The organism is Protofrankia sp. CiP1_Cm_nod4 (genome assembly GCF_982290645.1).
This window is the reverse complement of sequence record NZ_CEVIVC010000003.1, coordinates 70,479-96,055: the sequence shown is the minus strand read 5'-3', so window position 1 is coordinate 96,055 and position 25,577 is coordinate 70,479. Positions and strand designations below refer to the sequence as shown.

General features: G+C 72.4%; 26 protein-coding genes. 23 read left to right on the top strand and 3 right to left on the bottom strand.

Annotated elements, in window-relative coordinates; all coding sequences use genetic code 11:
• On the top strand, nt 1-982 hold a 982-nt coding region (locus AC5LSR_RS01795), incomplete at its 5' end, for a tyrosine recombinase XerC (protein WP_493464370.1).
• 154 nt (nt 983-1,136) lie between these two features.
• On the opposite strand, the gene AC5LSR_RS01790 is transcribed toward AC5LSR_RS01795, so the two are convergent.
• The gene (locus AC5LSR_RS01790) at nt 1,137-1,778 is read right to left on the bottom strand and encodes a M23 family metallopeptidase (RefSeq protein WP_250285136.1); all 642 of its coding nucleotides are present in this window, start codon (nt 1,776-1,778) and stop codon (nt 1,137-1,139) included.
• A gap of 380 nt (nt 1,779-2,158) precedes the next feature.
• Here AC5LSR_RS01790 and rpsB point away from each other — a divergent pair, with 380 nt between their 5' ends.
• The 15 genes from rpsB to AC5LSR_RS01715 all read left to right on the top strand — a co-directional run bounded on the left by rpsB (nt 2,159) and on the right by AC5LSR_RS01715 (nt 16,963).
• Nucleotides 2,159-3,085, top strand: a complete 927-nt coding sequence (gene rpsB, locus AC5LSR_RS01785; protein WP_250285135.1) for a 30S ribosomal protein S2 — start codon at nt 2,159-2,161, stop codon at nt 3,083-3,085.
• A 194-nt stretch (nt 3,086-3,279) separates the two neighbouring features.
• Nucleotides 3,280-3,894: a translation elongation factor Ts gene (tsf, locus tag AC5LSR_RS01780; RefSeq protein WP_250285134.1), complete on the top strand. Its 615-nt coding sequence runs from the start codon at nt 3,280-3,282 to the stop codon at nt 3,892-3,894.
• Nucleotides 3,895-4,128: 234 nt separating this feature from the next.
• Nucleotides 4,129-4,908 (top strand): UMP kinase, encoded by a 780-nt coding sequence (pyrH, locus tag AC5LSR_RS01775; RefSeq protein WP_250285147.1) that lies wholly within the window; start codon nt 4,129-4,131, stop codon nt 4,906-4,908.
• Complete coding sequence (frr, locus tag AC5LSR_RS01770) at nt 4,905-5,462, top strand: ribosome recycling factor (protein ID WP_250285133.1); 558 nt, start codon at nt 4,905-4,907, stop codon at nt 5,460-5,462. The genes pyrH and frr overlap by 4 nt, the downstream gene beginning before the upstream one ends.
• A 43-nt stretch (nt 5,463-5,505) precedes the next feature.
• Nucleotides 5,506-6,363: a phosphatidate cytidylyltransferase gene (locus AC5LSR_RS01765; RefSeq protein ID WP_250285132.1), complete on the top strand. Its 858-nt coding sequence runs from the start codon at nt 5,506-5,508 to the stop codon at nt 6,361-6,363.
• A 20-nt stretch (nt 6,364-6,383) separates the two neighbouring features.
• Nucleotides 6,384-7,568, top strand: coding sequence for a dual-specificity RNA methyltransferase RlmN (gene rlmN, locus AC5LSR_RS01760; protein ID WP_250285131.1), 1,185 nt, complete (start codon nt 6,384-6,386; stop codon nt 7,566-7,568).
• Nucleotides 7,555-8,670, top strand: coding sequence for a CE1 family esterase (locus AC5LSR_RS01755; RefSeq protein ID WP_493464372.1), 1,116 nt, complete (start codon nt 7,555-7,557; stop codon nt 8,668-8,670). The genes rlmN and AC5LSR_RS01755 overlap by 14 nt, the downstream gene beginning before the upstream one ends.
• Before the next feature lie 177 nt (nt 8,671-8,847).
• Nucleotides 8,848-10,083, top strand: a complete 1,236-nt coding sequence (gene dxr, locus AC5LSR_RS01750) for a 1-deoxy-D-xylulose-5-phosphate reductoisomerase (RefSeq protein ID WP_250286082.1) — start codon at nt 8,848-8,850, stop codon at nt 10,081-10,083.
• Nucleotides 10,084-10,159: 76 nt separating this feature from the next.
• Nucleotides 10,160-11,353, top strand: a complete 1,194-nt coding sequence (locus tag AC5LSR_RS01745) for a M50 family metallopeptidase (RefSeq protein ID WP_250286083.1) — start codon at nt 10,160-10,162, stop codon at nt 11,351-11,353.
• A gap of 127 nt (nt 11,354-11,480) precedes the next feature.
• On the top strand, nt 11,481-12,632 hold the full coding sequence (ispG, locus tag AC5LSR_RS01740) for a flavodoxin-dependent (E)-4-hydroxy-3-methylbut-2-enyl-diphosphate synthase (RefSeq protein WP_250286084.1): 1,152 nt from the start codon (nt 11,481-11,483) through the stop codon (nt 12,630-12,632).
• 18 nt (nt 12,633-12,650) lie between these two features.
• Complete coding sequence (locus AC5LSR_RS01735; RefSeq protein WP_250286089.1) at nt 12,651-13,502, top strand: GNAT family N-acetyltransferase; 852 nt, start codon at nt 12,651-12,653, stop codon at nt 13,500-13,502.
• 228 nt (nt 13,503-13,730) lie between these two features.
• Nucleotides 13,731-14,804, top strand: coding sequence for an ABC transporter substrate-binding protein (locus tag AC5LSR_RS01730; RefSeq protein WP_250286085.1), 1,074 nt, complete (start codon nt 13,731-13,733; stop codon nt 14,802-14,804).
• 34 nt (nt 14,805-14,838) lie between these two features.
• Nucleotides 14,839-15,600 carry an ABC transporter ATP-binding protein gene (locus AC5LSR_RS01725; protein ID WP_250286086.1) on the top strand — a complete coding sequence of 254 codons (762 nt, stop codon included), beginning with the start codon at nt 14,839-14,841 and terminating at the stop codon, nt 15,598-15,600.
• On the top strand, nt 15,590-16,486 hold the full coding sequence (locus AC5LSR_RS01720) for an ABC transporter permease (RefSeq protein WP_250286087.1): 897 nt from the start codon (nt 15,590-15,592) through the stop codon (nt 16,484-16,486). The genes AC5LSR_RS01725 and AC5LSR_RS01720 overlap by 11 nt, the downstream gene beginning before the upstream one ends.
• A gap of 21 nt (nt 16,487-16,507) precedes the next feature.
• Nucleotides 16,508-16,963: an RrF2 family transcriptional regulator gene (locus tag AC5LSR_RS01715; RefSeq protein ID WP_250286088.1), complete on the top strand. Its 456-nt coding sequence runs from the start codon at nt 16,508-16,510 to the stop codon at nt 16,961-16,963.
• Between the two features lie 11 nt (nt 16,964-16,974).
• Here the strand turns inward: AC5LSR_RS01715 and AC5LSR_RS01710 are convergent, their stop codons facing one another.
• Together AC5LSR_RS01710 and AC5LSR_RS01705 are read right to left on the bottom strand one after the other, a co-directional pair.
• The gene (locus tag AC5LSR_RS01710; protein ID WP_493464374.1) at nt 16,975-17,433 is read right to left on the bottom strand and encodes a DUF4439 domain-containing protein; all 459 of its coding nucleotides are present in this window, start codon (nt 17,431-17,433) and stop codon (nt 16,975-16,977) included.
• 6 nt (nt 17,434-17,439) lie between these two features.
• Nucleotides 17,440-18,000 (bottom strand): hypothetical protein, encoded by a 561-nt coding sequence (locus AC5LSR_RS01705; RefSeq protein WP_250292397.1) that lies wholly within the window; start codon nt 17,998-18,000, stop codon nt 17,440-17,442.
• A gap of 81 nt (nt 18,001-18,081) precedes the next feature.
• Here AC5LSR_RS01705 and rimP point away from each other — a divergent pair, with 81 nt between their 5' ends.
• From rimP to AC5LSR_RS01670, 7 genes are all read left to right on the top strand, one after another.
• Nucleotides 18,082-18,792: a ribosome maturation factor RimP gene (gene rimP / locus AC5LSR_RS01700; protein ID WP_250287380.1), complete on the top strand. Its 711-nt coding sequence runs from the start codon at nt 18,082-18,084 to the stop codon at nt 18,790-18,792.
• Nucleotides 18,789-19,877, top strand: coding sequence for a transcription termination factor NusA (gene nusA / locus AC5LSR_RS01695; protein WP_250287379.1), 1,089 nt, complete (start codon nt 18,789-18,791; stop codon nt 19,875-19,877). The genes rimP and nusA overlap by 4 nt, the downstream gene beginning before the upstream one ends.
• On the top strand, nt 19,783-20,166 hold the full coding sequence (locus tag AC5LSR_RS01690) for a YlxR family protein (protein ID WP_445548520.1): 384 nt from the start codon (nt 19,783-19,785) through the stop codon (nt 20,164-20,166). Before nusA ends, AC5LSR_RS01690 begins: the two co-directional genes overlap by 95 nt.
• A gap of 175 nt (nt 20,167-20,341) precedes the next feature.
• Nucleotides 20,342-23,581 carry a translation initiation factor IF-2 gene (gene infB, locus AC5LSR_RS01685; RefSeq protein WP_493464376.1) on the top strand — a complete coding sequence of 1,080 codons (3,240 nt, stop codon included), beginning with the start codon at nt 20,342-20,344 and terminating at the stop codon, nt 23,579-23,581.
• Nucleotides 23,582-23,613: 32 nt separating this feature from the next.
• The gene (locus AC5LSR_RS01680) at nt 23,614-23,973 is read left to right on the top strand and encodes a DUF503 domain-containing protein (RefSeq protein WP_250282238.1); all 360 of its coding nucleotides are present in this window, start codon (nt 23,614-23,616) and stop codon (nt 23,971-23,973) included.
• Nucleotides 23,966-24,439, top strand: a complete 474-nt coding sequence (gene rbfA, locus AC5LSR_RS01675) for a 30S ribosome-binding factor RbfA (protein WP_250282241.1) — start codon at nt 23,966-23,968, stop codon at nt 24,437-24,439. Before AC5LSR_RS01680 ends, rbfA begins: the two co-directional genes overlap by 8 nt.
• A 16-nt stretch (nt 24,440-24,455) precedes the next feature.
• Nucleotides 24,456-25,547, top strand: a complete 1,092-nt coding sequence (locus AC5LSR_RS01670; RefSeq protein ID WP_250282243.1) for a DHH family phosphoesterase — start codon at nt 24,456-24,458, stop codon at nt 25,545-25,547.
• The last annotated feature ends 30 nt before the right edge of the window (nt 25,548-25,577 follow it).

Genomic DNA, 25,577 nt, shown 5'->3' with positions numbered 1-25,577 from the left:
TTCCCGGGGGGCCGGGGCCTGTCAGGAGGCCCAGGTTTCCTGGGATGTCGCGGTTGCGGCGTACCTTCGCCATCTGGCGGCCGAGCGTGGCCGGTCCCCGGAGACCGTCCGTGCCTATCGGGCCGATCTCGCCCATCTGCGTGGGTACGCCCAGGATGCCGGGCTCGACGAGCTTGCCGGCGTCGATCTCGGGGTGCTGCGCGGATGGCTCGCCGGGATGCGGGCTCGCGGGGCCGCCGCCACCACCCTGGCCAGGCGGGTCTCGGTGGCGCGCGGCTTCAGCGCGTTCGCGGCCCGGCAGGGATGGCTGGCCGCCGACGTCGCCGAGCGGCTGGCGGGCCCCCGGCGGCCTGCGTCGTTACCGACGGTGCTGACCGCCGCCCAGACATGGGAGCTGTTGGCGGCCCGCCCCCGGCCGCTGCCCGACGATGGTGACCTGCCCGCGGCCAGCCGGCACGCGGTCGTCATCCGGCGCGCGGCCGCCGTCCGTGACGACGCCGTCCTCGAGCTGCTGTACGCCACCGCCACCCGGGTCGGCGAACTGTGCGGTCTCGACATCGACGACATCGACGACGAGCGACGGCTGGTGCGGGTCCGCGGCAAGGGCGGGCGTGAGCGCGCCGTCCCCTTCGGCGTGCCGGCGGGGCGGGCCCTGCGGAGCTGGCTTGCGGCCGGCCGCCCGGCGCTCGCCGTGGCCGGCAGCGGGCGGGCGCTGTTCCTGGGGGTGCGCGGCCGCCGGCTCGACCCCAGGACGGTCCGGCGCATCCTGGCCGCCCGGACCGCTGCGGCGGACGGGACCGGGCCGGTCAGCCCGCACGACATCCGCCACTCCGCGGCCACGCATCTGCTGGAAGGCGGCGCGGATCTCCGGTCGGTGCAGGAGTTCCTCGGTCATGCCAGCCCCACCACAACACAGATCTACACCCATGTCACGCCGCAACGGCTGCGTGCCGCGTTCGAGCAGAGCCATCCGCGGGCCTGACAGCCGGGGAGCGCCCGGCTGCCCGGCAGCGGAGGGCCCGGCTGCCCGGCAGCGGAGGGCCCGGCTGCCCGGCAGCGGAGGGCCCGGCTGCCCGGCAGCGGAGGGCCCGGCTGCCCGGCAGCGATGGCAGACGATCCCGCCCGGGGCGGCCGGCTCACCCGAGGGGCAGCAACCGCGGTGAACGGCGCCGCAGCAGACTGAGTGGATCGAGGTAGCGGGCCCCTTCGAGCAGGCCCCAGTGCAGGCAGGCGGTGGCGGGGCAGCCGGGATGCCCGGCCACCAGCCGGCCGATCGGCTCGCCCGCGGCCACCGTCCGGCCGGCCGCCACGGTCGGATCCACCGGCTCGTAGGTCGTCCGCAACGATCCGTGGCTGACGGCCGCCACACCTCGTCCGGCGATCGTTCCGGCGAACGTGACGACGCCCCGGCCGGCGGCCCGCACCTGCGTACCCGGGGCGGCCACCAGGTCGACGCCGCGGTGGCCGGGGCCGTACGGCGACGGCGGCGGGCTGAAGGGGCGGCCGAGGACGAGCGGCCCGTCCAGCGGGGCGCGCCAGAGCGGGTCTGATGATGCCGCGACGGCTCGCCCTGGTGACGCCGGGCCCGTGCCGACGCCGCTGTCGAGCACTGCTGGCTGGGTGGGAGCCGGCCGGGTGGGAGCCGGCTGTACGGGGGAGGTGGCCGCTCGGGTGCCGTAGCCGGTCAGCGGGTGCGGCCACCCGGTGGCCACCAGGGCGAGCAGCGCGGCCGTCAGCAGCAGGAGAAGGAACGGGCGGTGTCGGGACGGCGGGATCATGGCGCCTCCGGGGGCGTGCGACGTGCGGGCCCGGGAGCCGGGGCGCGCCCGTGGCGGCCCGCGTCCGCTCCCGCTGCTGCCACGGTGACCGGTGCGGGCCCGGCGGTCACGGCCGGGCGGCTGCCTGTGGACAACCCGCCTGTGGACAACCCGCTGGGGGGCGGCGCGCGGGTGGGCGTAGGATTGGGGAACGGCTCGAACCATCGAGCTGAATCCACACGCCCTTCTCCGCCCGCCCTTCCGGTGCGGCTGGAAGGCTCCCTCGGTCCGCTGCCATCCGCGGCGGTAGGGGCCAGCAGGGCGTCAGGGGCCCTGGCCACTGGCCGGGGCCGGTAACCGAGGTGCGTCGGTACCCCCGGCGCAGAAGGGAGCGACGAGCCGTGGCCGTCGTCACCATGAAGCAGTTGCTCGAGAGCGGTGTGCATTTCGGACACCAGACGAAGCGCTGGAACCCGAAGATGAAGCGTTTCATCTTCACGGAGCGCAACGGCATTTATATCATCGACCTGCAGCAGACCCTGTCCTACATCGACCGTGCCTACGACTTCGTCAAGGAAACCGTCGCGCATGGTGGCACCGTCCTGTTCATCGGTACGAAGAAGCAGGCCCAGGAAGCCATCGAGGAGCAGGCGCAGCGGGTTGGCATGCCCTATGTCAAGGAGCGTTGGCTCGGTGGCATGCTTACCAACTTCTCCACGGTGTACAAGCGTCTCCAACGGCTGAAGGAGCTCGAGGAGATCGAGCTGACCGGTGGTACCGAGGTCCGCACGAAGAAGGAACAGCTCGTGCTGTCCAGGGAGAAAGCCAAGCTCGAGCGGACCCTCGGCGGTATCCGGGACATGACCCGGGTGCCGAGCGCGGTCTGGGTCGTCGACACCAAGAAGGAGCACATCGCCGTCGGGGAGGCCCGCAAGCTCGGCATCCCGGTCGTCGCGATCCTGGACACCAACTGCGACCCGGACGAGGTCGACTACCCGATCCCCGGTAACGACGACGCCATCCGCTCCGCGACCCTGCTCACCCGGGTGGTGGCCGACGCCGTGGCGGACGGGCTGGTGGCCCGTGCGGGCGGGGCGACGTCGGCGGACGTCAAGCCGGAGACGCCCAGCGGGGGGGAGCCACTGACCGAGTGGGAGCAGGAGCTGCTGCGGGGGCAGGCCTCCTCCGCCGACGCGTCGGCGGAGGCCGGCTCCGAGGCGCAGCAGCCGGCCGGTCAGGCACCGGCCACGCCGGCCACGCCGGCCACGCCGGCCCACCCCGACTCCGACGCCGTCTCCGTGGTGGGCGCCGCGACCGCCCGGGTCTGACCAGCCGTTTCGGGCGCCGGCCTGCCCGGCCTTCGCGCGCAGCACCCATCAGAGCAGCACGTCCTCGCAGGACCCAGTAGCGACCTTACGGGGCACCAGGGCCCGGCAGCGTGAAGAAAAACGACGATCGCGCTGCCCGGGCGCCCCGGTGGCTCCCACCAACACCAGCAGCCGGATGGAACGAGAAGAGCACCATGGCAGAAATCACCGCCGCTGACATCCGCAAGCTCCGGGAACTCACCGGCGCCGGGATGAGCGACGTCAAGAAAGCGCTCGTCGAGAACGACGGCGACTTCGAGAAGGCCAGGTCCTGGCTGCGGGAGAAGGGTCTGGCGCAGGTCGCCAAGCGGGCTGGGCGCAGCGCCTCCAACGGCCTGGTGGAGTCCTACCTGCACAAGACCGACCCGCAGCTGCCCCCCACCATCGGTGTTCTGCTGGAACTGAAGTGCGAGACCGACTTCGTCGCGAAGACGGACCAGTTCAAGCAGCTCGCGCGGGACATCGCCCAGCACGTCGCGGCGGCGGATCCGCTCTACGTGACCGCGGAGCAGATCCCGAACGAGGTCCTCGAGCAGGAGAAGAAGATCTACGAGGCCGCGGCCCGCGAGGAGGGCAAGCCCGAGCAGGCGCTCCCGAAGATCGTGGAGGGGCGGCTGAACGGCTACGTGAAAGCGGTCGTCCTGCTTGAGCAGCCCTGGGTCCGGGACAGCAAGGTCACCATCCGCGCACTGCTGGAGCAGGCGGGATCCTCGCTCGGCGAGAAGATCGAGGTTGGCCGGTTCGCCCGGTTCAACGTCAGGGCAGCCTGATCCGCGCCGCTTCCGTCGCCGGGGCCGGGGCTGCGGTCCCGGCCGCAGCCTCTCACCGGAGGCGTTTCGTTCCCGCTGTCCGTCATGGGTACGTCCAGGTGTACGTCGAACGAACCGGAGGCGGCGGTCAGAGGTTCTGCGATCCGATCGGGTAGGGCAGACTACTCGCAGTGCATATTCACCGGCCGATGATCGTAGCCGAGGGCGAGGGGGCCGCTCGTGATCGAAAACGCCATCAGGGACACGGAAACGGCTCCACTCCGTAGTGGCGTTGCCGAGGTGCACTGGCGACGGGTGCTGCTGAAGCTCTCCGGAGAGGCGTTCGCCGGTGGCGAGCCACTGGGCATCGACCCGGAGACGCTCGCGACGATCGCCCGCCAGATCGCCGAGGTGAGCCGGACCGGTATCGAGGTCGCGATCGTGGTCGGCGGCGGCAACATGTTCCGTGGCCAGCTGCTGGCCGAGCGCGGTGTCGACCGGGCCCGGGCCGACTACATGGGCATGCTCTGCACAGTGATCAACTGTCTGGCCCTCCAGGACGCCCTCGAGCGCGAGGGCATCGTCACCCGGGTGCAGACGGCGATCGCCATGGGGCAGGTCGCCGAGCCCTACCTGCCGCTGCGGGCCATCCGGCATCTGGAGAAGGGCCGTGTCGTCATCTTCGGCGCGGGGCTGGGAGCGCCGTTCTTCTCCACCGACACCACGGCCGCGCAGCGCGCACTGGAAATCAAGGCGCAGGCTGTTCTCAAGGCCACCAAGGTCGACGGTGTGTACGACGCCGACCCGACGACGAACCCCCACGCGGTTCGTTTCGACACACTCGTCTACGGCGAGGTGCTGTCTCGTGGGCTGAAGGTCATGGACGCCACGGCCATCAGCCTGTGTATGGACAACAGGCTGCCGATCGTGGTTTTCGACCTGCTGACGGAAGGGAACATACTGCGGGCCGTCCGCGGTGAGAAGATCGGCACCCTGGTCAGTGCGGACGAGGGCGGGACGGAAGGACGACGGTGATCGACGATGTACTCCTCGAGGCCGAGGAGAAAATGGACAAGGCGGTCGCGGTAGCGAAGGACGACTTCGCCAACATCCGGACGGGACGGATCACCCCGTCGGTGTTCTCGAAGGTCCTCGTCGACTACTACGGTGCGCCGACCCCGGTGAACCAGCTCGCGTCGTTCCACATCCCGGAACCGAGAATGGTGATCATCACTCCGTACGACAAGGGCTCGCTGGCCGCCATCGAGAAGGCCGTGCGCGACTCCGACCTCGGGGTGAACCCGAGCAACGACGGTACGATCATCCGCTGCGTGTTCCCGGAGCTCTCCGAGCAGCGTCGGCGTGACCTGGCCAAGGTCGCCCGGACGAAGGCGGAGGAGGCCAGGATCAGCATCCGCAACGTGCGCCGGCACAGCAAGGACGCGATCGACCGCATCGTCCGTGACGGCGAGGCCGGCGAGGACGAGGGCCGGCGCGGGGAGAAGGACCTGGACGAGGCGACGCACCGGTACGTCAGCCAGGTCGACGAACTGCTGCGGCACAAGGAGTCGGAGCTGCTGGCGGTCTGACCGACATCGACAGCCTCGACAGCCTCGACAACCAGATGACGTCGTGACCCGCACCGGGCCGGCGGTCGGCACGCCCCGCCCGCGTGGTGTCCGGGCCGGTCGGGACCTGCCGGCCGCGATCGCCGTCGGGGTCGTGCTGGCCCTGGTCATCCTCGTCCCCCTGTTCACGGTCCGGCCGCTGTGGATCGCCGTCATCTGTGTGGCGATGGCGATCGGCACGTACGAGCTGGTCAGGGCGCTGCGCCAGCTCGGGGCGCGGATCGCGCTGCCGCCGCTGGCGGCGGGCACGGCGGCGATGCCCGCGGCCGCCTACGCCGGGGGTGCGTCCGCGCTGGTGGTGGCCCTGGCCGCGACCGTGGTCGTGGTGACGGCGTGCCGTCTCGCCCACGGGGGCGACCACCTGCTCCACGACGTGGCCGCGGGGGCGTTCTGCGCGGCCTACGTGGGCCTGCCGGCCGGGTGTGCCGCACTGCTGACCAGCCCGTCGGACGGGTCGTGGCGGATGGCCGCCTGCCTGGCCACCGTGGTGGCCAGCGACATCGGCGGCTATGCGGCCGGTGTGCTCTCCGGCGGCCGGCACAAGCTCGCCCCGAACGTCTCCCCGGGGAAGTCCTGGGAGGGCTTCGCCGGCTCCACCGTTACCTGCGTGCTCGTCGCCGGCACCCTGATGGCCGGGGCCCTGCACGCCGCCGTCTGGCAGGGGGTGCTGCTCGGCCTCGCGGTGGTGTGCACCGCCACCGTTGGTGATCTTGGTGAGTCGCTGCTCAAACGGGACATCGGCATCAAGGACATGGGCACCCTGCTGCCGGGGCACGGCGGGATCATGGACAGGCTGGACTCGGTGCTCTGCACTGTCCCCGTGGCCTGGCTGCTGATCACTGTTTTCGTGCCGCCGCCATGACCTGGCACACTGGACGGGCCATGGCCCTCTCCTCCTCCGCCGCCCCGTCCGTGCCGGCCCGGCCGCTGCCGCTTGTCGCCGCGCCCAGGCCGCGCCCGCCCCGCCATCTCGCGGACCTGACCACCGCGCAGCGGCGGGAGCTCGCCGTCTCGCTCGGCGAGCCGGCCTTCCGGGCCGACCAGGTCGCCCGGCACTACTTCGCCAGGTACCTGCGCGCGGGCGACGCCGAGGCGATGACGGATCTTCCCGCCGCCTCCCGCCCGGTGCTACTGGACGCGTTGCTGCCCGCGCTGCTGACCCCCGCCAAGGTCATGACCTGCGACGCCGGGGCCACCCACAAGACGCTGTGGCGGGCCTTCGACGGAGTGCTGATCGAGTCCGTCCTGATGCGCTATCCGGACCGGGCCACGGTCTGCGTGTCCAGCCAGGCCGGGTGCGGCATGGGCTGTCCGTTCTGCGCCACCGGCCAGGGCGGGCTGACCCGCAACCTGTCCGCCGCCGAGATCGTCGAGCAGGTGGTCGCCGCGGCCGGGGCCGCCGCTCGCGGCGAGCTCGCCGGTGGGCCGGCCCGGCTGTCGAACGTGGTGTTCATGGGCATGGGGGAGCCGCTGGCGAACTACGCCACGGTGGTCGCGGCGCTGCGGGCGCTGACCGCCCCGCAGCCCGAGGGCCTCGGGCTGTCCGCCCGCTCGGTCACCGTCAGCACTGTGGGGCTGGTGCCGGCGATCCGCCGGCTCACCGGGGCCGGTCTGCCGGTGACGCTGGCGGTCTCCCTGCACGCGCCCGACGACGAGCTGCGGGACAGCCTGGTCCCGGTGAACAGGCGCTGGCCGGTGGCCGAGGTGCTCGCCGCCGCGTGGGAGTACGCCGAGACGACCGGCCGCCGGGTCAGCGTCGAGTACGCCCTGATCGACGATGTCAACGACCAGCCGGAACGCGCCGACGCGCTGGCGGGCCTGCTCGCCGGCAGGCTCGTCCACGTCAACCTGATCCCGCTCAACCCGACCCGGGGGGTGTCCTGGCAGGCGAGCGAGCGGCGTCGGGAGCGCGAGTTCGTCCGACGGTTACGGTTACGCGGTATAGCGACCACCGTCCGTGACACCAGGGGGCGTGACATCGCGGCGGCCTGTGGGCAGCTCGCCGCCGACGCCCCGACCGGGCCGGATACGGACAGGCCGGACAGGAGTGCCCGTGCCGACAGGTGAGCGCCGTCCCGCCCGCCGGGTCCCGTCCCGTCGCTCCCCGCTGTGGGCGCCGCTCGTCGCGGTGGCCGGGGCGGTAATGATCGTCGCTGTGCTGGTCCTGTACGCCGGCGGGCACGGCGGCGGCACGGTCACCGAGGCCGGGCAGCGGGACGGCGCGGCGGGCGGCCCTGACGCCGCCAGCGTGCTGCCGGGGGCCGTCGGCGGCGCCAGAGCCGGCGCTGGCGCCGGTACGCCGCGGGCGTCGGCGTCACCGGCTGTGGTGAGCGGATGCGTGTCCGGCAAGAGCATCCCGGCCGGATCGAGCAATCAGACGCTGCGGGTCGGCGCGGACACCCGTGGTTATCAGCTTGCCGTCCCCCCCGTGAGCACCCCGGCCAGACCACTCCCGCTGATCGTCGTCTTCCACGCCGCCGGGGAGAACGCCGCCGCGGTGGAGGGCTACACCCATCTGGGCCAGGCCGGCGCCAGGTCCGGTTACGCGGTGGCCATCCCGGACGGCGTGGCCGGGAAGTGGAACTCCGCCCGCGGCCCCGCGGCCGGCCCGGACGACGTGGCCTTCGTGACCGCGCTCGTCGGCGACCTGACCGCGCGGATGTGCCTGGACGCCCGGCGGGTCTTCGCCACCGGCCTCGCGGACGGCGCGGACATGGCGGTGGCCGCGGCCTGCGCGCTGCCCGGCGTGTTCGCCGCGGTGGTACCGGTGGCCTTCGCCGCTGTGCCCGCCACCTGCGCCTCCCCGGCACCGAGCCTGCTGGCCATCCACGGCGCGAGCGACCCGGTGACGCCGCTGGAGGGCGGCGCAGCCGAGCCGGTGCAGGCCAGGCTGGACCGCTACGCCGGCTTCGTGGGCTGCGGCCCGGCGGCCCCCTGGATCGACGACACCAGGTCGCTCGCCCTGCGGCGGCTGATCTACACGGCCTGCCCGGGCGGGCGTGACGTGGGCCTGCTGGCGGTGCAGGGCGGCGGGCACGTCTGGCCGGACCCCGACGCCGACCCGCCCAGCGGAGCGGCCCGCGCGCGGTTCAGCGCCTCGGAGGTCGCTCTGGCCTACTTCCGGGGGCATCCGCAGCCGGCGCCGGCCACCACCCCGCCGGGCGGATGACTACTTCTGGTAACCCCGCGTCCGGGAAATCGGGATACCCGGGACGACAGGCCGCGGCTATGGCAGCGGCTATGACAAATGCCATATCGACGGTGACCGCCGCCCTCTTCCGGGCGCGGATGGTCCTGCCCAGGCAGGGCCGGGTGTCGGCATGCGAACAGGTGTCGTCGTAGCCGGATGACGCCTGCGACAATGGTCCACGTGGTCGAGTCACCGTCCCCGCGTGAGGTTGTCCTGCTCGGTTCGACCGGTTCCATCGGGACCCAGGCCATCGATGTGGTGAAACGCAATCCCGACCGGTTCCGCGTGGTGGCGCTCACCGGCGGCGGCGGCAGGGTCGACCTGCTGGCCGCCCAGGCGCTGGAGCTGGGCGTCGAGGCGGTGGGCGTGGCCCGTGCCTCCGCCGCGCAGGACCTCCAGCTCGCCTTCTACGCGGAGGCCTCCCGGCGGGGCTTCCGGCGCGGCGAGTACGCCATCCCGAAGATCCTCACCGGGCCGGACGGCGCCACGGAGGTCGCCGCCTGGCCGTCCGACGTCGTTCTCAACGGCATCACCGGGTCGGTGGGCCTCGCCCCGACGCTCGCGGCGCTGCGGGCGGGCCGCACGGTGGCCCTGGCCAACAAGGAGTCGCTCGTCGCCGGTGGCCCGCTGGTGCTCGACGCCCTCGGCGGCGACCCGTCCCGGCTCGTCCCGGTGGACTCCGAGCACTCCGCGCTCGCCCAGTGCCTGCGCGGCGGCCGGGCCGCCGAGGTGCGCAAGCTCGTCCTGACCGCGAGCGGTGGGCCGTTCCGTGGCCGTACCCGTGAGCAGCTGGGCGAGGTGACACCCGAGCAGGCCCTGGCGCACCCGACGTGGGACATGGGCCCGCTCGTCACGATCAACTCGGCCACCCTGATGAACAAGGGCCTCGAGCTGATCGAGGCGCACCTGTTCTTCGGCGTGCCCTACGACGACATCGACGTGGTCGTCCACCCGCAGTCGCTGGTGCACTCGATGGTCGAGTTCACCGACGGATCCACGCTCGCCCAGGTCTCCCCGCCGGATATGCGGCTGCCGATCGCCCTCGCGCTCGGCTGGCCCGACCGGGTGCCGCACGCCCAGGCCCCGATGGACTGGCGCCGGGCGCAGTCGCTGACCTTCGAGCCGCTGGACGCCACGGTGTTCCCCGCCGTCGACCTCGCACGCGAGGCCGGCCGTCGCGGGGGGACCGCGCCGGCCGTCTTCAACGCCGCCAACGAGGAGGCGGTGGCGGCCTTCCTCGACCACCGGCTGCCCTTCGTGCGCATCGTCGACGTGGTGGCCGAGGTGGTCACGGCGCACACCGTGGTGCAGCGTCCGAGCCTGGACGAGGTCCTGGACACCGAGCGGGACGCGCGCGCCCGGGTGCGCTCCCTCATCGATCAAGGAGCCTGATCGAGACGTGATGCCTTCGTGACCGAGAGGTACCCAGTAGAAGCGTGTAGTGCTGTGATCGGGGCGTGAGCGCACCATGACCAACGCAGTCGGCATTGTCGCGTTCGCGCTGGCACTGCTCGTCTCGATCCTGTTGCACGAGGCCGGCCATTTCATGACGGCCCGTCACTACGGTATGAAGGCGTCGAAGTTCTTCGTCGGGTTCGGCCCCACCCTGTGGTCGCGCACCCGGGGCGAGACCGAGTACGGCATCAAGGCGCTGCCGGTCGGCGGGTTCGTCAAGATCGAGGGGATGACCCCGCTCGAGGAGATCGACCCGGCCGACGCCCACCGGGCGTTCCACACCCGGCCGGCCCACCAGCGGGCCGTCGTGCTGGTGGCCGGGTCGTTCATGCACTTCGTCATCGCGCTGGTACTGATCTACGGCGTGCTGCTGGCGCTGGGCACCTCACGCCCCAGCGAGAACACGGTCGGCAGGACGGTCTGCGTGCCGGTGGCGAACGGGTGCGCCCCGGGCGCGCCGGCCGGGCCGGCCGAACGCGCGGGCGTGCGCGCGGGCGACCGGGTGGTCAGCTTCGACGGCACGCCGGTCACCAGCTGGAACCAGTTCACCCGCCTCATCCGCGCCCACGGCGCGGGGGCCGCGCCCCTGGTGGTCGAGCGCGCCGGCCGGACCGTCACGCTGTACCCGGAGCTGGTCTCGGTCATGCGTGACCGGCAGACCGGGCTCGCCGGCAACGACCCCGTCGGGGCGATCGGGATCGCACAGGGCTACGAGACCGTCCGGTACAACCCGGTCTCGGCCGTGCCGAAGACCCTGAGCGTCATGGGCGGCGGTGTCACCGGCATGTACGACACGCTCACCCACCGGCTCGGCGAGCTCACGAACCTGTTCAGCCCCGACCGCGACCCCAACGGGCTGGTCGGTGTGGTCGGCGCGGCCCGCGTCGGTGGTGAGCTGCTGTCCGCCCCGGACTCCTCCGCGAGCCAGCGGATAGGCGACTTCATCGTTCTCGTAGCCGGGGTCAACCTGGCGGTCGGCCTGTTCAACCTGCTGCCGCTGTTCCCGCTCGACGGTGGGCACCTGGCGGTGCTCGGTTTCGAACAGGCCCGCCACGGTGTGCGCAGGCTCGCCGGCTACCGGGGCCCGACCAAACGTGTCGATCTTGCGAAGCTCATGTTCGCGGCGTATGTAATGGTCGCCTCCTTCGCCCTACTGAGCCTGCTCATCCTGTTCGCCGACATCATCAACCCGATCAGATTCAACTAGCCGGTCAACGAGGGTGTGATCAGAACTTTTTACGCCGCCGATATCCGGAAACCGGCGAGTGGTAACACCTCGTGACTTTCGTCCAGTTTCTGACCTTCGTGACCATCGACACGCCAGTGAGGACATCGTGACCGTAACTCTCGGCATGCCTGAGGCGCCGGCCCTCTCGATTGCCTCCCGGCGCCGCAGCCGGCAGATTCGCGTCGGCAACGTGCCGGTCGGCGGGGACGCGCCCGTCTCCGTCCAGTCCATGACCACGACGCTCACCTCCGATGTCAACGCCACCCTGCAGCAGATCGCGCAGCTGACCGCGGCCGGCTGCCAGATCGTGCGGGTGGCCGTCCCCAGCCAGGACGACGCGGACGCGCTGCCCGCCATCGCGAAGAAGTCGCCGATCCCGGTGATCGCCGACATCCACTTCCAGCCGAAGTACGTGTTCGCGGCGATCAGCGCCGGCTGTGCCGCCGTCCGCGTCAACCCCGGGAACATCAAGGAGTTCGACGACAAGGTCGGGGAGATCGCCCGGGCCGCCATCGACGCCGGCACCCCGATCCGTATCGGGGTCAACGCGGGCTCGCTGGACAAGCGCCTGCTGGCCAAGTACGGGCGGGCCACCCCCGAAGCGCTGGTGGAGTCGGCGCTGTGGGAGTGCTCCCTGTTCGAGGAGCACGGCTTCACCGACATCAAGATCTCCGTGAAGCACCACGACCCGGTCGTGATGGTCCAGGCGTACCGGCTGCTGGCGCAGCGCTGCGACTACCCGCTGCACCTCGGGGTCACCGAGGCGGGCCCGGCGTTCCAGGGCACGATCAAGTCGGCGGTGGCCTTCGGCGCACTGCTGTCCGAGGGCATCGGGGACACGCTGCGGGTCTCGCTGTCCGCGCCCCCGGTCGAGGAGGTCAAGGTCGGTATCGGGATCCTGGAGTCCCTGGGCCTGCGGCAGCGCACTCTGGAGATCGTCTCCTGCCCGTCCTGCGGCCGTGCCCAGGTCGACGTGTACAAGCTGGCCGAGGAGGTCAGCGCCGGGCTGGACGGGCTGACCGTGCCGCTGCGGGTCGCTGTCATGGGCTGCGTGGTCAACGGCCCCGGTGAGGCGCGCGAGGCCGATCTCGGGGTGGCCTCGGGCAACGGCAAGGGCCAGATCTTCGTCCGGGGCAAGGTCATCAAGACCGTGCCCGAGGCCCAGATCGTGGAGACCCTCATCGAGGAGGCCATGCGGCTGGCCGAGGAACTGGAGGCTGACGGCGTTTCCGGTGAACCGTCGGTTTCGGCCAGCTAACCTCGAATACTCGTGACCATGGGCCTGCCGCTGCGTTCCGCTCCCATCCGCCTGCTCGACGACCACGACCTGCCGGCGGTGCGGGAGGTGCTGGCACGTAACCCGATCGCCGACGTGTTCGTCGCCTCCCGCGTGCAGGTGTGCGGGCTCGCTCCCTGGCGGCTCGGGGCGCAGATGTGGGGCCATGTGGTCGACGGCAGGCTGGCCGCGCTGTGCTATTCGGGGGCGAACCTCTGGCCCGTGGCGGCGGGCCCGGCGTCGGCGAAGGTGTTCGCCGAACGGGCCCGTCGCCAGGGCCGCCGGTGTTCCTCGATCGTCGGGGTGGCCGAGACGGTGCTGGCGATGTGGCGGCACCTGGAACCGGGCTGGGGGCCGGCCCGCGAGGTCAGGGCGGACCAGCCGCTGCTGGCGATCTCCGGTCCGCCCGCGGCCGCTCCGGATCCGGCCGTCCGCCAGGTGCGGCCGGACGAGCTGGACGTGCTGCTGCCGGCGTGCGTGGCGATGTTCACCGAGGAGATCGGGGTGTCCCCGGTCCGTGACGGCGGCGGCGCGCTCTACCGGGCCCGGGTCGCCGAGTTCGTCAACCAGCGCCGTTCCTTCGCCCGTATCGAGGACGGGCGCGTGGTGTTCAAAGCCGAGATCGGCGCGGTCGCCGGGGACGTCTGCCAGATCCAGGGGGTCTGGGTGGCCCCGGAGCTGCGAGGCAGGGGGATCGGGACGGCGGGCACGGCCAGCGTCGTGGCGCTGGCGCAGGCCACCCTCGCGCCCGTGGTGAGCCTCTACGTCAACGAGTACAACCATGCCGCCCGCCGGGCCTACGACCGGGTGGGCTTCCACCGGGCCGGGACCTTCGCGTCGATCCTTTTCTGACCGTCCGCTCCTGATTTCTGACCGTCTGTTCCTGATGTCTGTTCCAGGCGGTCCGCCGGCCGCCTGTTCTGGCTGTCCGCTGCCGAGTCCCCACCGGCTGTTTTCCAATCGTTTCTGTGAACAAAGAGCCGGGATGGCGACCTTGTCGTAAGTCTGGCATCCTCTCCTTCTCAACCACTTCTATCGAATTTCGTGGCGCTGTGTGCTGCCACGGTGGAGGGAAGGCTCATGTCCTCGAGGAGGCTGTGGCGCCGGGTCACGCCACTGCTCACGGCCGGCGCGCTGGCGTTGGCACTGGCGGCCTGCTCGAGCGGGGGAGACGACAAGACCGTCACGCCCGCCAACACCGGCGGCAGCCCGACCGGCACCCTGCGGCTCGGTTATTTTCCCAACCTCACCCACGCACCCGCCGTTTACGGCATCGATCAGGGCATCTTCGCGCAGAAGCTCGGCCCGGGCGTGAAACTGCAGACCTCGACGTTCAACTCGGGCGTCCAGGCATCCGAGGCGCTCATTTCCGGTGCGCTGGACGCCACCTATATCGGGCCGAACCCGGCGGTCAACACCTTCACCAAGTCCAAGGGCGAGGCCGTCCGGATCATCTCGGGGGTGACCTCCGGCGGCGCCGGGCTGGTGGTGAAGAGCGGCATCACCTCGGTCGAGCAGCTGCGGGGCAGGACGATCGCCAGCCCGAGCCTGGGCAACACCCAGGACGTGGCCCTGCGCTACTACCTCAAGCAGCACGGCCTGGCCACCGACAAGAGCGGCGGCGGTGACGTCCAGATCCGTCCGCAGGACAACACGGTCACGGTGGACGCCTTCAAGTCCGGTGCCATCGACGGCGCGTGGGTGCCCGAGCCGACCCTGTCCCGGCTGGTCTCCGACGGCGGGAAGCTGCTGGTCGACGAGGCGACGGAATGGCCCGGCGGCAGGTTCGTCACCACGCTGCTGCTGGTGCGCACCGACTACCTCAAGAGCAACCCCGAGATCGTCAGGCGTCTGGTGGAGGCGAACGCCGCCTCGGTCGACGCCCTCAACGCCGACCCGGTCAAGGGCCGGGACGTGACCAACCAGGGGCTGGCGAAGCTGTCCGGCAAGCCGTTGGCCGACGCCGTCATCGAGCCGGCCTGGAAGCGCCTGACGTTCACGGTCGACCCGGTCGCGTCGTCGCTGGTCGCCTCGGCCGATCACGCGACCGAGCTCGGCCTGCTGCCCAAGGCCGACCTGAACGGCATTTTCGATCTCACGGCCGTGAACGCGCTGCTGACGGCTAGCGGCAAGCCGTCGGTGGCCGCGCAGTAGCTACACCTTCCGGAGGAGCAGGGAGCAGCTTCCAGTGACCGCTGTCATCGACGCGAGCGCGGTCCGGATCGACGGTGTGAGCCGGGTCTTCGGGTCCGGCTCACACCGCGTCCACGCACTCGACAACGTCTCCTTCGACGCCCGGCCGGGGGAGTTCGTCTGTCTGCTGGGCGCCTCCGGCTGTGGGAAGTCGACACTGCTGGGCATCCTCGCCGGCATCGACCGGCCCACGTCCGGCACGGTCGACGTGGGCGGCCGCCAGGTCGGGCTGATGTTCCAGGACTCGGCGCTGCTGCCGTGGCTGACCGCCGGGGGGAACGTCGCCCTGCCGATGAGGATCCGCGGCGTCCCCCGGGCCGACCGGAAGGCCCGGGTCGAGGAGCTGCTCAGGCTGGTGCGTCTCGCCGGCCTGGCCGACAAGCGTCCGCACGAGCTCTCCGGCGGCATGCGCCAGCGGGTCAGCCTCGCCAGGGCGTTCGCCCAGGAGGCGGACGTGCTGTGCATGGACGAGCCCTTCGGCGCGCTCGACGCGATGACGCGCGACCTGCTGCACGACGAGCTGGAACGGATCTGGCGGGAGACCGGCGTGACCATCCTGTTCGTCACCCACGACGTGCGGGAGGCGGTGCGCCTCGGCGACCGTGTCGTGCTGCTGTCGAGCCGGCCGGGGCGGGTGGCCGAGATCTTCGACGTCGGGCTGCCGCGTCCCCGCCGTATCGACTCGCCCGACGTGGCCGCGCTGGCCGTGGCCATCACCGACCGGCTGCGTGAGGAGGTGGTCCGCCATGGCCACTGAGGCCACGGTCGCGTCCGACGCCGATGTGGCCGCCGACGTCGACGCCGCGCTCGCCGGGCTCGACGCCCTCGAGACGGCCGTCGAGCCCCGTCCCCCGCGCGCGCTGAGGATCTGGTCGGCGACCTGGCCGAAGCTGGGCGCGGTCGTCATCTTCCTGCTGCTGTGGCAGGTCGTGGTGTGGAGCGGCTGGAAGCCCTCCTATGTGCTGCCCGGCCCGGGCGAGGCCCTGTCGGACCTGGCCGAGAGGGTCACCACCGGTGACTTCTGGTCGGCCGCAGCCCGCACCCTGCAGCGGGCCGTGGCCGGGTACGCGCTGGCCATCCTCATCGGCGGGATCGTCGGTGTGGCCGTGGCCCGGTTCTCCCTGCTGCGCTCCGCGGTCGGGTCGTTCATCACGGCGCTGCAGACCATGCCGTCCATCGTCTGGTTCCCGCTGGCGATCATGCTGTTCAAGCTCACCGAGTCCGCGATCCTCTTCGTCGTCGTGCTCGGCGCGGCGCCGTCGATCGCCAACGGTGTCATCAGCGGCATCGACTACGTCCCGCCCCTGCTGACCAGGCTCGGCCGGACCATGGGAGCGCGTGGCCTGCAGCTCTACCGGCTGGTGGTGGCACCGGCGGCCCTGCCGTCGGTGCTGGCCGGGCTCAAGCAGGGCTGGGCGTTCGCCTGGCGCAGCCTGATGGCCGGCGAGCTGCTCGTCGTCGTCCCCGGCCATCCCTCCATCGGCTCGGACCTGGAGGACAGCCGGCAGCTGCTGGACACGGTGGGTGTGCTGGCGATGATGATGACGATCTTCATCATCGGGGTGCTGGTGGACGCCGCCTTCAACGCCGGCGACCGCCGGCTGCGCGCCCGCCGGGGGCTGCTGCCGCCTCAGTCACGCTGAGTGATCCGGCAAGATGGGTGCATGCAGATCTCCGCGCGAGCCGACTATGCCCTGCGTGCGTTGCTCACCCTGGCCGCGTCCAACGGCGGCCTCGTCAAGGGTGAGACGCTGGCGACCGCGCAGGATCTGCCGCTGCGCTTCCTGGAGAACATCCTCACCGACCTGCGCCGCAGCGGCCTGGTGCTCAGCCGGCGAGGGGCCGACGGCGGCTACCGGCTCTGCCGGCCGGCGAACGAGATCACCGTGGCGATGGTCATCCGGGCCACCGACGGCCCACTGGCCAGCGTCCGGGGCCGCCGGCCGGAGGAGGCGGTGTACGAAGGCGCCGCCAAACATCTCCAGGAGGTGTGGATCGCCGTGCGGGTCAGCATACGCCGGGTCCTTGACGAGGTGACGCTCGCCGACATCGCCAGCGGCCGCCTGCCCCCGATCGTCGGCGAGCTCGGCCAGGACCGTGACGCCTGGGTCGGCCGCTGAAGCCCGCGTCCTCAGACGCCGGGCAGCGCCCGGACGGCCCGCTCCACCGGCTGGCCCGCGGCGAGGCGCGCCTGCTGGCCGCGCACCGCCGTGCCCGCCAGCACGTCGACCACCAGCGCGCGCAGGTCGCCGGCCAGCGCGCCGAGCGCGTCGTACGCGGCGGCCGCGCAGCGGTCCTCGACGGCGGCGAGCAGCTCGAGCGCGCCGGTGAGCCCGGTGGGCGGCACCGGCAGCTGGTACGCGGGCTCGGCCGCGGGCGGGCTGCCGCCGCGGCCGAGGATCTCGGCCACCAGCCGGTCCCGCAGCTCCCGGTGGGCGCCGTAGGCGCTCTGGGCGAGCAGCCGGGCCGGGTCCGAGACGGGCCGCAGCGGCGCCAGCGCGCCGCCGGCCGCGGCGGCGGCGTACACGGCGGCGTGCTGCACCGCGAGCAGACCGGACAGCGCCCTGACGGTGCCCGGATCGTCCGTCACCAGCGGTCACCTGGCCAGCTGGGTGAGCAGGTCGGCGTGGGCGAGCTCGGACGCGTGGATGCTGGCCAGCAGGGGGACGACGCCCACGGCCGCCGTCAGGCACCGGGCGCGCAGCAGAGCCGCGGCCTGCCGCTCCAGCTGGACGAGCGCGGCGACCGTGGCCTGCTGGGATGCCGCGGTCTGCTGGGGCACTGTGGTCTGCTGGGGCGTCCCCGGTGGGCTGGTCATGATTGTGAAGCCGCCGGTCACTGCCGATCCGATACGGCCGGCGTGCTCGGCGTGGTGGGCACGCAGCACCGCCAGGGTGGCGGCGATCGACGGATGCGCGAGGATAGCCTGATCATACGCGACGAGCAGGCCCTGTTCGGACCGCGTCACCGCCTCGAGCAGGGTGTTGTCGACGGTGTCCGGGCCGCCAGGCCCGCCCGGGCCGTACGCCGACCGGGTCCAGCTACAGCCGGTGAGCTCACTGGCGAGCGCGCCGGTGAGCGCGGCCGTCGCGGCCAGCGGGAGCGCACCGAGAACACCCCGCCGGCTCGGCCGCCGGCCAGCACCTGTCACGCTCACGGTCCAGCAGCTTGTCACAGCGACGGCGGACGTAGGCTCAGGATCTCCGGAGAGCACCATCCGAGAAAGGAGCGGGTCGACATGGGCGACGCCGTGGCCACAACCAGTGCCGCCGACGCCGGGGGCGCCGCCGTCGATGCCGGTGGTGGGCGACGTCGCGCCCAGACGCGGCCGCGAGGCCCGGACACCCGGCCCCGCTCCGCCCGGGCGGAGCTGGTGCGCCTGCTCACCCCCGCGCTGGCCGCGGGAGGGCTCGACCTGGAGGACGTCACCGTCAGCCGGGCCGGATCCCGCAGCGTGGTCCGGGTGGTCGTGGACCGCGACGGCGGAGTGGACCTGGACGCGGCCGCCGAGGCCAGCCGGGTGGCCTCGGCCGTGCTCGACGCCGCCGAGACCGATCCGGCGGCCGGCGGCCCGCCGCTGGCCGGGCCGTACGTCCTCGAGGTCAGCTCGCCCGGTGTCGATCGTCCGCTGGTGGCGCCGCGGCACTGGCGCCGGGCCCGCGGACGGCTGGTGTCGGTGCGCACCCGGGACGGCCGGCAGCTGCTCGGGCGGGTGCGCGCCACGGACGAGCAGGCGGCCGAACTGGTGCCCGAGGGTGGGCGCGCGGCCGTCGGCGACGTGGTGCGGATATCCTTTGCCGACGTGGTCAGAGCCGCCGTGCAGGTGGAGTTCCGCGCAGCCGACGAGGACCTCGCGACCGGCGATGAGGATCCCGCGGGCGACGAGCATCCTGTAGGCGACGAGGTCCTCGCGGCCGGCGAGGCCCAGGACGCGGAGGCGCAGCGATGAGACTCGACGTGGCGGCGTTGCGCGGCATCGAACGTGAGAAGGACATCGCCTTCGACACCCTGGTGGAGGCGATCGAGACCGCGCTGCTGACCGCCTACCGGCACACCGACGGGGCGGCCGCGGACGCCCGGGTGGTCATCGACCGGACGTCCGGGCAGGTGGCGGTGTACGCCCGCGAGACCTCCCCGGACGGGATGACGCGGGAATGGGAGGACACCCCCGCGGACTTCGGCCGGATCGCCACGATGACGGCCAAGCAGGTGATCATGCAACGGCTGCGCGAGGCCCAGCAGGAGATCACCTACGGGCAGTATGCCGACCGGGAGCACGAGGTCGTCTCCGGCGTCGTCCAGCACCACGAGCAGCGGGCCGGGTCGAAGGTCGTTCTGGTCGATCTCGGCACCCTCGAGGGTGTGCTGCCGCCCGCCGAGCAGGTCCCCGGCGAACGTTTCGAGCACGGGGACCGGATCAAGTGCTATGTCGTCAGCGTCACCCGGGGCGTGCACGGCCCCACGGTGACCCTGTCGCGGACCCATCCGGAGCTGGTCAAGGGCCTGTTCCGGCTGGAGGTGCCGGAGGTGGCCGACGGCACGGTGGAGATAGCCGCGATCGCCAGGGAGGCGGGCCACCGCAGCAAGATCGCGGTTCGGTCGACGGTGGCCGGGGTGAACCCGAAGGGCGCCTGCATCGGCCCGATGGGAGCGCGGGTGCGGGCCGTCATGGCCGAGCTGCACGGTGAGAAGATCGATATCGTCGACTGGTCCGCCGACTCGGCCGCGTTCGTCGGTAACGCGCTGTCACCGGCGCGGGTGGCGCGGGTCGAGGTCACCGATCCCGCCGTCCGCGCGGCGCGGGTGGTCGTGCCGGACTACCAGCTTTCCCTCGCCATCGGCCGGGAGGGGCAGAACGCCCGGCTGGCGGCACGCCTGACCGGGTGGCGCATCGACATACACTCGGATACGGAAGGCGCTGGTGACGCAGTGGTAAGGGATGGTGCGGAGGCGGGTGCCCGGCGGGCCGCGTCGCCGTCCTTCCCACGGAGATCTCCCGCTACCGGCGGCCCCTCGTCAGGTGCAACGAGATAGACTGATGGGCGCACGCCGTGCGGAGCCGGTCCGTACATGTGTGGGATGTCGTGCCCGGGTGGCGCGGTCGGACCTGATGCGTACGGTGGCGGTAGGCGGTGAGCTCAGACCAGATGTTCGCCGCTGTATGCCTGGGCGGGGGGCACACCTGCACCCCGATCTGGCATGCCTGGACCTCGCGGAACGCCGCAGGGCGTTTCCGCGGGCGCTGCGGGTCGCGGGGCCGCTCGGGCTTGAGCATGTCAGGGCGCACCTCGTCCAGCGGCGCACGGCCGGGGAGCAGCGGTAGGACGGACAGGCCTCGCACCGATGCGGGGCTGACGGAAGATCGGACGACATCACCCGATGTCGACACGGAAGCAGGTCGAGACAGCGATGACCGCGCGATGAGCACGCAGCCATGATCACGACCAGCAGGTAACCAGGGTCACGCGGGCGGACCGCGGGCCGAACGAAGGAGCACCGTGGCAGGAAAGGCCCGCGTACATGAGCTCGCCAAGGAGCTCGGCGTCGACAGCAAGACCGTGCTTGCCAAACTGAAGGATCTCGGCGAGTTCGTGAAGTCGGCATCATCCACAGTCGAGGCACCGGTCGTCCGCAAGCTCAAGGAGTCGTTCCCCTCCGAGAGCGCCGGTGCGCAGCGCTCCGCCGGGCGCGGCGGAGCCCCCGCGGGCAACAGCGCCCGGCCGGTGCCAGGTGCCCGTCCAGGGCCGCCACCGCCCCGCCCGGGCCCGCGGGTACCCGGTCGCCCGGGCGGGCCGGCCCGTCAGCACGGCCCCGCGGCCCCGGCCACGCCCGCCGGCCAGACGCCCTCAGGCCAGACGCCCTCAGGCCAGACGCCCTCAGGCCAGACGCCCTCAGGCCCGGTCGTCCCATCGCGTCCGAGCACGCCGCCGGCACCGCACCCCTCCGCGGCGCGCGCGGCCAGCCCGGGCGCCACGCCGGGCGCCCCGTCGGCTCCGCAGCACGCCCGGCCCCGCCCGGGTGCGCCCACTCCGCCTCCACCTCCGCGGCCGGGCTCCCCGGGCTCCCCGGGCGGCGCGCACAACACGCCCGCGCAGGCCCCGCCGAACACGGGCCCGGCGGCGCAGGCCCCGTCGGCGAAGAACGCCCCGGCCCCCGGGGCGTCGGCGAAGAGCTCCGGCCCACGCCCCACGCCGGGCCCGCGTCCCGGCCCCCGGTCGGCCGCTCCGGGTAACAACCCGTACACGACATCAGGCTCGCAGTCACGGTCGCAGCCGCCGGCTTCCGGGGCCTCCGGTGGTACGCCGGCCGCGCCGCCGCACCGCCCAGGCGGCGGTGGGCGGCCCGGTGGCCCGCGTCCGGGCGGCGCGGGCGGCCCGCGCACTGGTGGTACCGGTGGCCCGCGGCCGTCGCCCGGCCAGATGCCGCCGCGCCCCGGTGGTACCGGTGGCCCGCGGCCGTCGCCCGGCCAGATGCCGCCGCGCCCCGGCGGTACCGGTGGTCCCCGGCCCAGCCCGAACATGTTCCCCTCCCGCCCCGCCGGGGGCGGGCCGCGTCCCGGCGGCGGTGGTGGCGGTGGCGGTGGCCGTCCGGCTCCCGGCGGTGGCGGTGGCCGTCCCGGTGGCGGGCGCCCGGGTGGCGGCGGCGGCTTCGCCGGCCGTGGCGCGCCCGGCCGTCCGGCCGGCGCCGGATCCGGTGGGGGCGCGGGTGCCCCCGGCCGTCCCGGCGGTGGCGGTCCCGGCGGCCCTGGTGGTCCCGGTGGTCCCGGCGGCCGACCCACCTCCGGGGGGCGCGGCCGCGGTGGCACCACGGCCGGTGCGTTCGGTCCCGGTGGCCGTGGCCGCCCGGGGCGCCAGCGCAAGTCCAAGCGTGCGAAGCGGCAGGAGTGGGAGAGCGGGCTGGAAGCCCCCCGCATGGGGGCGATGGTCCCGCGCGGCAACGGGCAGGTCATCAGGCTGCCCCGGGGCGCCTCCCTGGCCGACTTCGCGGACAAGATCGACGCCAACCAGGGCGCGCTCGTCCAGGTCGTGTTCACCCAGCTCGGTGAGATGGTGACCGCGACGCAGTCGTGCACGGACGAGACCCTGCAGCTGCTCGGCGTGACGCTCGGGTACGACGTGCAGATCGTCAGCCCCGAGGACGAGGACAAGGAGCTGCTGGAGAGCTTCGACCTGTCCTTCGGCGGTGAGTACGGCGACGAGGTCGAGCTGCAGCCGCGCCCACCGGTCGTGACCGTCATGGGCCACGTCGACCACGGCAAGACGAAGCTGCTCGACGCGATCCGGCAGACGGACGTGGTCAGCGGCGAGGCCGGTGGGATCACCCAGCACATCGGGGCCTACCAGGTCCGGGCGAAGGTCGACGGCGAAGAGCGGAAGATCACCTTTATCGACACCCCTGGTCACGAGGCCTTCACCGCGATGCGTGCCCGTGGCGCGCAGGTGACCGACATCGTGGTGCTGGTGGTCGCCGCCGACGACGGCGTCAAGCCGCAGACGATCGAGGCGCTCAACCACGCCCAGGCCGCGGACGTGCCCATCGTCGTCGCCGTCAACAAGATCGACAAGGAGGGGGCGGACCCGCAGAAGGTGCGCGGGCAGCTCACCGAGTACGGGCTGGTCGCCGAGGAGTACGGCGGTGACGCGATGTTCGTCGACGTCTCCGCCCGCAACCGCACCAACATCGACGGGCTGCTCGAGGCGGTCATCCTCACCGCCGACGCGGCGCTGGACATGCGTGCCCCGACCGAGGTCGAGGCCCAGGGGGTGGCGATCGAAGGCCGGCTGGACCGCGGCCGCGGCCCGGTGGCCACCGTCCTCGTCCAGCGCGGGACGCTGCGGGTCGGGGACTCGATCGTCGCCGGCGAGGCGTTCGGGCGCGTCCGGGCGATGCTCGACGAGCACGGTGACCCGGTGAGCGAGGCCGGCCCGGCCCGGCCCGTCCAGGTGCTCGGGTTCACCAGTGTTCCCGACGCGGGCGACAACTTCCTGGTCGTCCCGGAGGACCGGGTCGCCCGCCAGATCGCCGAGCGGCGGCAGGCGCGCGAACGCAACGCCGAGCTCGCGCTCAGTCGCGGCCGCCCGACCCTGGAGACGATCCTGGAGCGGATGAAGGAGGGCGAGAAGACCCAGCTCAACCTCATCCTCAAGGGCGACGTGTCCGGTTCGGTCGAGACGGTCGAGGACTCGCTCCTCAAGATCGACATCGGCGACGAGGTCTCGTTGCGGATCATCGGGCGCGGCGTCGGTGCGATCACCGAGAACGACGTGAACCTGGCCAGCGCGTCCGACGCGGTCATCCTCGGCTTCAACGTCCGCGCCGAGGGCAAGGCGCGGGAGCTCGCCGAGCGCGAGCGCGTCGACGTCCGCTACTACTCGGTCATCTACCAGGCGATCGAGGACATCGAGAACGCGCTCAAGGGCATGCTCAAGCCGGTCTACGAGGAGATCCAGCTCGGGACCGCCGAAGTCCGCGAGGTGTTCCGGGTGCCGCGGATCGGCAACGTCGCCGGCTGCCTCGTACGCTCCGGGCTCATCCGCCGCAACGCCAGGGCACGCCTGGTCCGCGACGGTGTCGTCGTAGCGGACAACCTCACGGTCGAGTCGCTCAAGCGGTTCAAGGACGACGCGACCGAGGTCAGGGAGGGCTACGAGTGCGGTGTGGGGCTCGGCTCGTTCAACGACATCAAGATCGATGACGTGATCGAGACCTTCGAGCAGCGGGAGGTTCCCCGTTCCTGAGGAGCTTCCCGGGCAGCCTTGAGGACACGGCTATGTGGACAGGAACGGCGGTGTTCGACCTTCTCCTCGGCGACATCCGCTCGCTGAAGGAGAAACGGTCGGCGGTCCGGCCGGTGGTGGCGGAGCTCCGCCGCAGGTATGCGGTGAGTGCGGCGGAGACCGGCCATCACGATCTGCACCGTCGGGTACAGATCGCCGTGGCCGTGGTGGCCGCGGACCGGGCCCACTGCGTCGAGATCGTCGAGGCATGTGAGCGCCTGGTTGCGCAGCGTCCCGAACTGGAGCTGCTTTCGGCGCGAGTACGGTATTTCTCCGACGAGGACGACTCCTCCGACGAGGACGATTCCCCCGACGAGGATGCGGCGACAGTGACGGGAGGAAGCCATGGCTGACCCTGCTCGGGCCCGCCGGCTCGCGGTGCGTATCCGTGAGGTGGTCGCGGCCGCGCTGGAACGTCAGGTGAAGGACCCCCGGCTGGGCATGGTCACCGTGACCGATGCCCGGGTGACGCCGGACCTGACCGAGGCCACCGTCTTCTACACCGTCTACGGCGACGACGCGGACCGGGCGGACTCGGCCCGCGCGCTGGAGTCGGCCAAGGGCCTGCTGCGCAGCCAGGTCGGCCGACAGACCGGGGTCAAGGTCACTCCGGCCCTGACCTTCGTCCACGACCGGCTGCCGGAGGACGCCCGTCACCTCGAGGAACTGATCATCACTGCCCGGAAGCGGGACGCGAGCCTTGCCGGCGTGCGGGATGGCGCCCGACCGGCCGGTGAGGCCGACCCTTACCGTAAGCCTCGTGAGGATGACGAGCCCGCTGGGGGCATGATGTCTGACGAGGGCCTGATGGGGACATGATGGGGGTCGAGCTGCGATGACCGACGTGACGAGCCTCGCGGACCTGTCCCTGCTACCGGTGCCCGAGGCCGGGGACGCAACGGCTCGGGCGCAGGCGGAGTCCGAGGACGTGGCCGGTGAGCAACGGGGCCGCGCGGTGGAGGCGATCCTGTCCGCCGTCCAGGGCGGCGAGAGTATCCTGCTGGTGGCGCACGTCGACCCGGACGGGGACAGCCTCGGGTCGGCGATCGCGCTCGGGCTGGCCCTGCGCACGCTCGGCAGCCGGGCGTCGGTGTCGTTCGACAGCGACCCGTTCGTGGTACCACGTTCCCTGGCCTTCCTGCCCGGCCAGGACCTCCTCGTCCCGCCGTCGCTGGTCCCGGCGACCCCGGACCTGGTGGTGACGCTGGACGCCGGCAGCCTCGGCCGGCTCGGGGCGCTGGGCCGGGTCGCCACCCGGGCCCGCCGGATGGTCGTGATCGACCATCACGCCTCGAACACCCGGTTCGGGGACATCAACGTCATCGACGCCGCCGCAGCGTCCACCAGCGTGATGATCACTGATGTCATCGACGCGCTCGGCGTGGAGCTCGACCACGACCTGGCCGTGGCGATCTACACCGGTCTGGTGACCGACACCGGCTCGTTCCGCTACGCCGCGACGACCCCGGCCGTCCACCAGCTGGCCGCGCGGCTGCTGGCCACCGGCATCCGCCACGACCTGATCACCCGTACGGTGTGGGACACCCACCGCTTCGGCTACCTGCGGCTGCTCGGCGAGCTGCTCGGCCGGGCCCGCCTGGAGCCCGAGTACGACCTGGTCTGGACGTGGTGCGCGTTCCCGGACCTCACCCGCGCCGGGCTCACCCTGGACGAGATCGAAGGGGTGATCGATATCGTGCGGACCACCGCCGAGGCCGAGGTGGCGGTCGTCTGCAAGCAGGGCGCCGACGAGGTCTGGCGGGTGTCGGTGCGTTCCAAGGGCGCCATCGACGTCGGCGCGGTGTGCACTGAGCTCGGTGGCGGCGGCCACCGCTTCGCCGCCGGGCTGACCTCGTCGAACCCCCTTGAGCAGACCCTGGACACCCTGCGCGGCGCGCTGGTGCGAGCACCCCGGCTGCCTGTCTGATGGCTGCCGCCACCGCCCCGGGCGGGGCGG

What these genes read in the sequence shown, in the direction of transcription:
- AC5LSR_RS01790 (WP_250285136.1), bottom strand. Translation starts at nt 1,778, where the DNA reads ATGATCCCGCCGTCCCGACACCGCCCGTTCCTTCTCCTGCTGCTGACG.
- tsf (WP_250285134.1), top strand. Translation starts at nt 3,280, where the DNA reads ATGGCAGAAATCACCGCCGCTGACATCCGCAAGCTCCGGGAACTCACC.
- rlmN (WP_250285131.1), top strand. Translation starts at nt 6,384, where the DNA reads ATGGCCCTCTCCTCCTCCGCCGCCCCGTCCGTGCCGGCCCGGCCGCTG.
- dxr (WP_250286082.1), top strand. Translation starts at nt 8,848, where the DNA reads ATGACGCCTGCGACAATGGTCCACGTGGTCGAGTCACCGTCCCCGCGT.
- AC5LSR_RS01745 (WP_250286083.1), top strand. Translation starts at nt 10,160, where the DNA reads ATGACCAACGCAGTCGGCATTGTCGCGTTCGCGCTGGCACTGCTCGTC.
- AC5LSR_RS01735 (WP_250286089.1), top strand. Translation starts at nt 12,651, where the DNA reads ATGGGCCTGCCGCTGCGTTCCGCTCCCATCCGCCTGCTCGACGACCAC.
- AC5LSR_RS01730 (WP_250286085.1), top strand. Translation starts at nt 13,731, where the DNA reads ATGTCCTCGAGGAGGCTGTGGCGCCGGGTCACGCCACTGCTCACGGCC.
- AC5LSR_RS01720 (WP_250286087.1), top strand. Translation starts at nt 15,590, where the DNA reads ATGGCCACTGAGGCCACGGTCGCGTCCGACGCCGATGTGGCCGCCGAC.
- AC5LSR_RS01715 (WP_250286088.1), top strand. Translation starts at nt 16,508, where the DNA reads ATGCAGATCTCCGCGCGAGCCGACTATGCCCTGCGTGCGTTGCTCACC.
- rimP (WP_250287380.1), top strand. Translation starts at nt 18,082, where the DNA reads ATGGGCGACGCCGTGGCCACAACCAGTGCCGCCGACGCCGGGGGCGCC.
- nusA (WP_250287379.1), top strand. Translation starts at nt 18,789, where the DNA reads ATGAGACTCGACGTGGCGGCGTTGCGCGGCATCGAACGTGAGAAGGAC.
- AC5LSR_RS01690 (WP_445548520.1), top strand. Translation starts at nt 19,783, where the DNA reads ATGGTGCGGAGGCGGGTGCCCGGCGGGCCGCGTCGCCGTCCTTCCCAC.
- AC5LSR_RS01680 (WP_250282238.1), top strand. Translation starts at nt 23,614, where the DNA reads ATGTGGACAGGAACGGCGGTGTTCGACCTTCTCCTCGGCGACATCCGC.
- rbfA (WP_250282241.1), top strand. Translation starts at nt 23,966, where the DNA reads ATGGCTGACCCTGCTCGGGCCCGCCGGCTCGCGGTGCGTATCCGTGAG.
- AC5LSR_RS01670 (WP_250282243.1), top strand. Translation starts at nt 24,456, where the DNA reads ATGACCGACGTGACGAGCCTCGCGGACCTGTCCCTGCTACCGGTGCCC.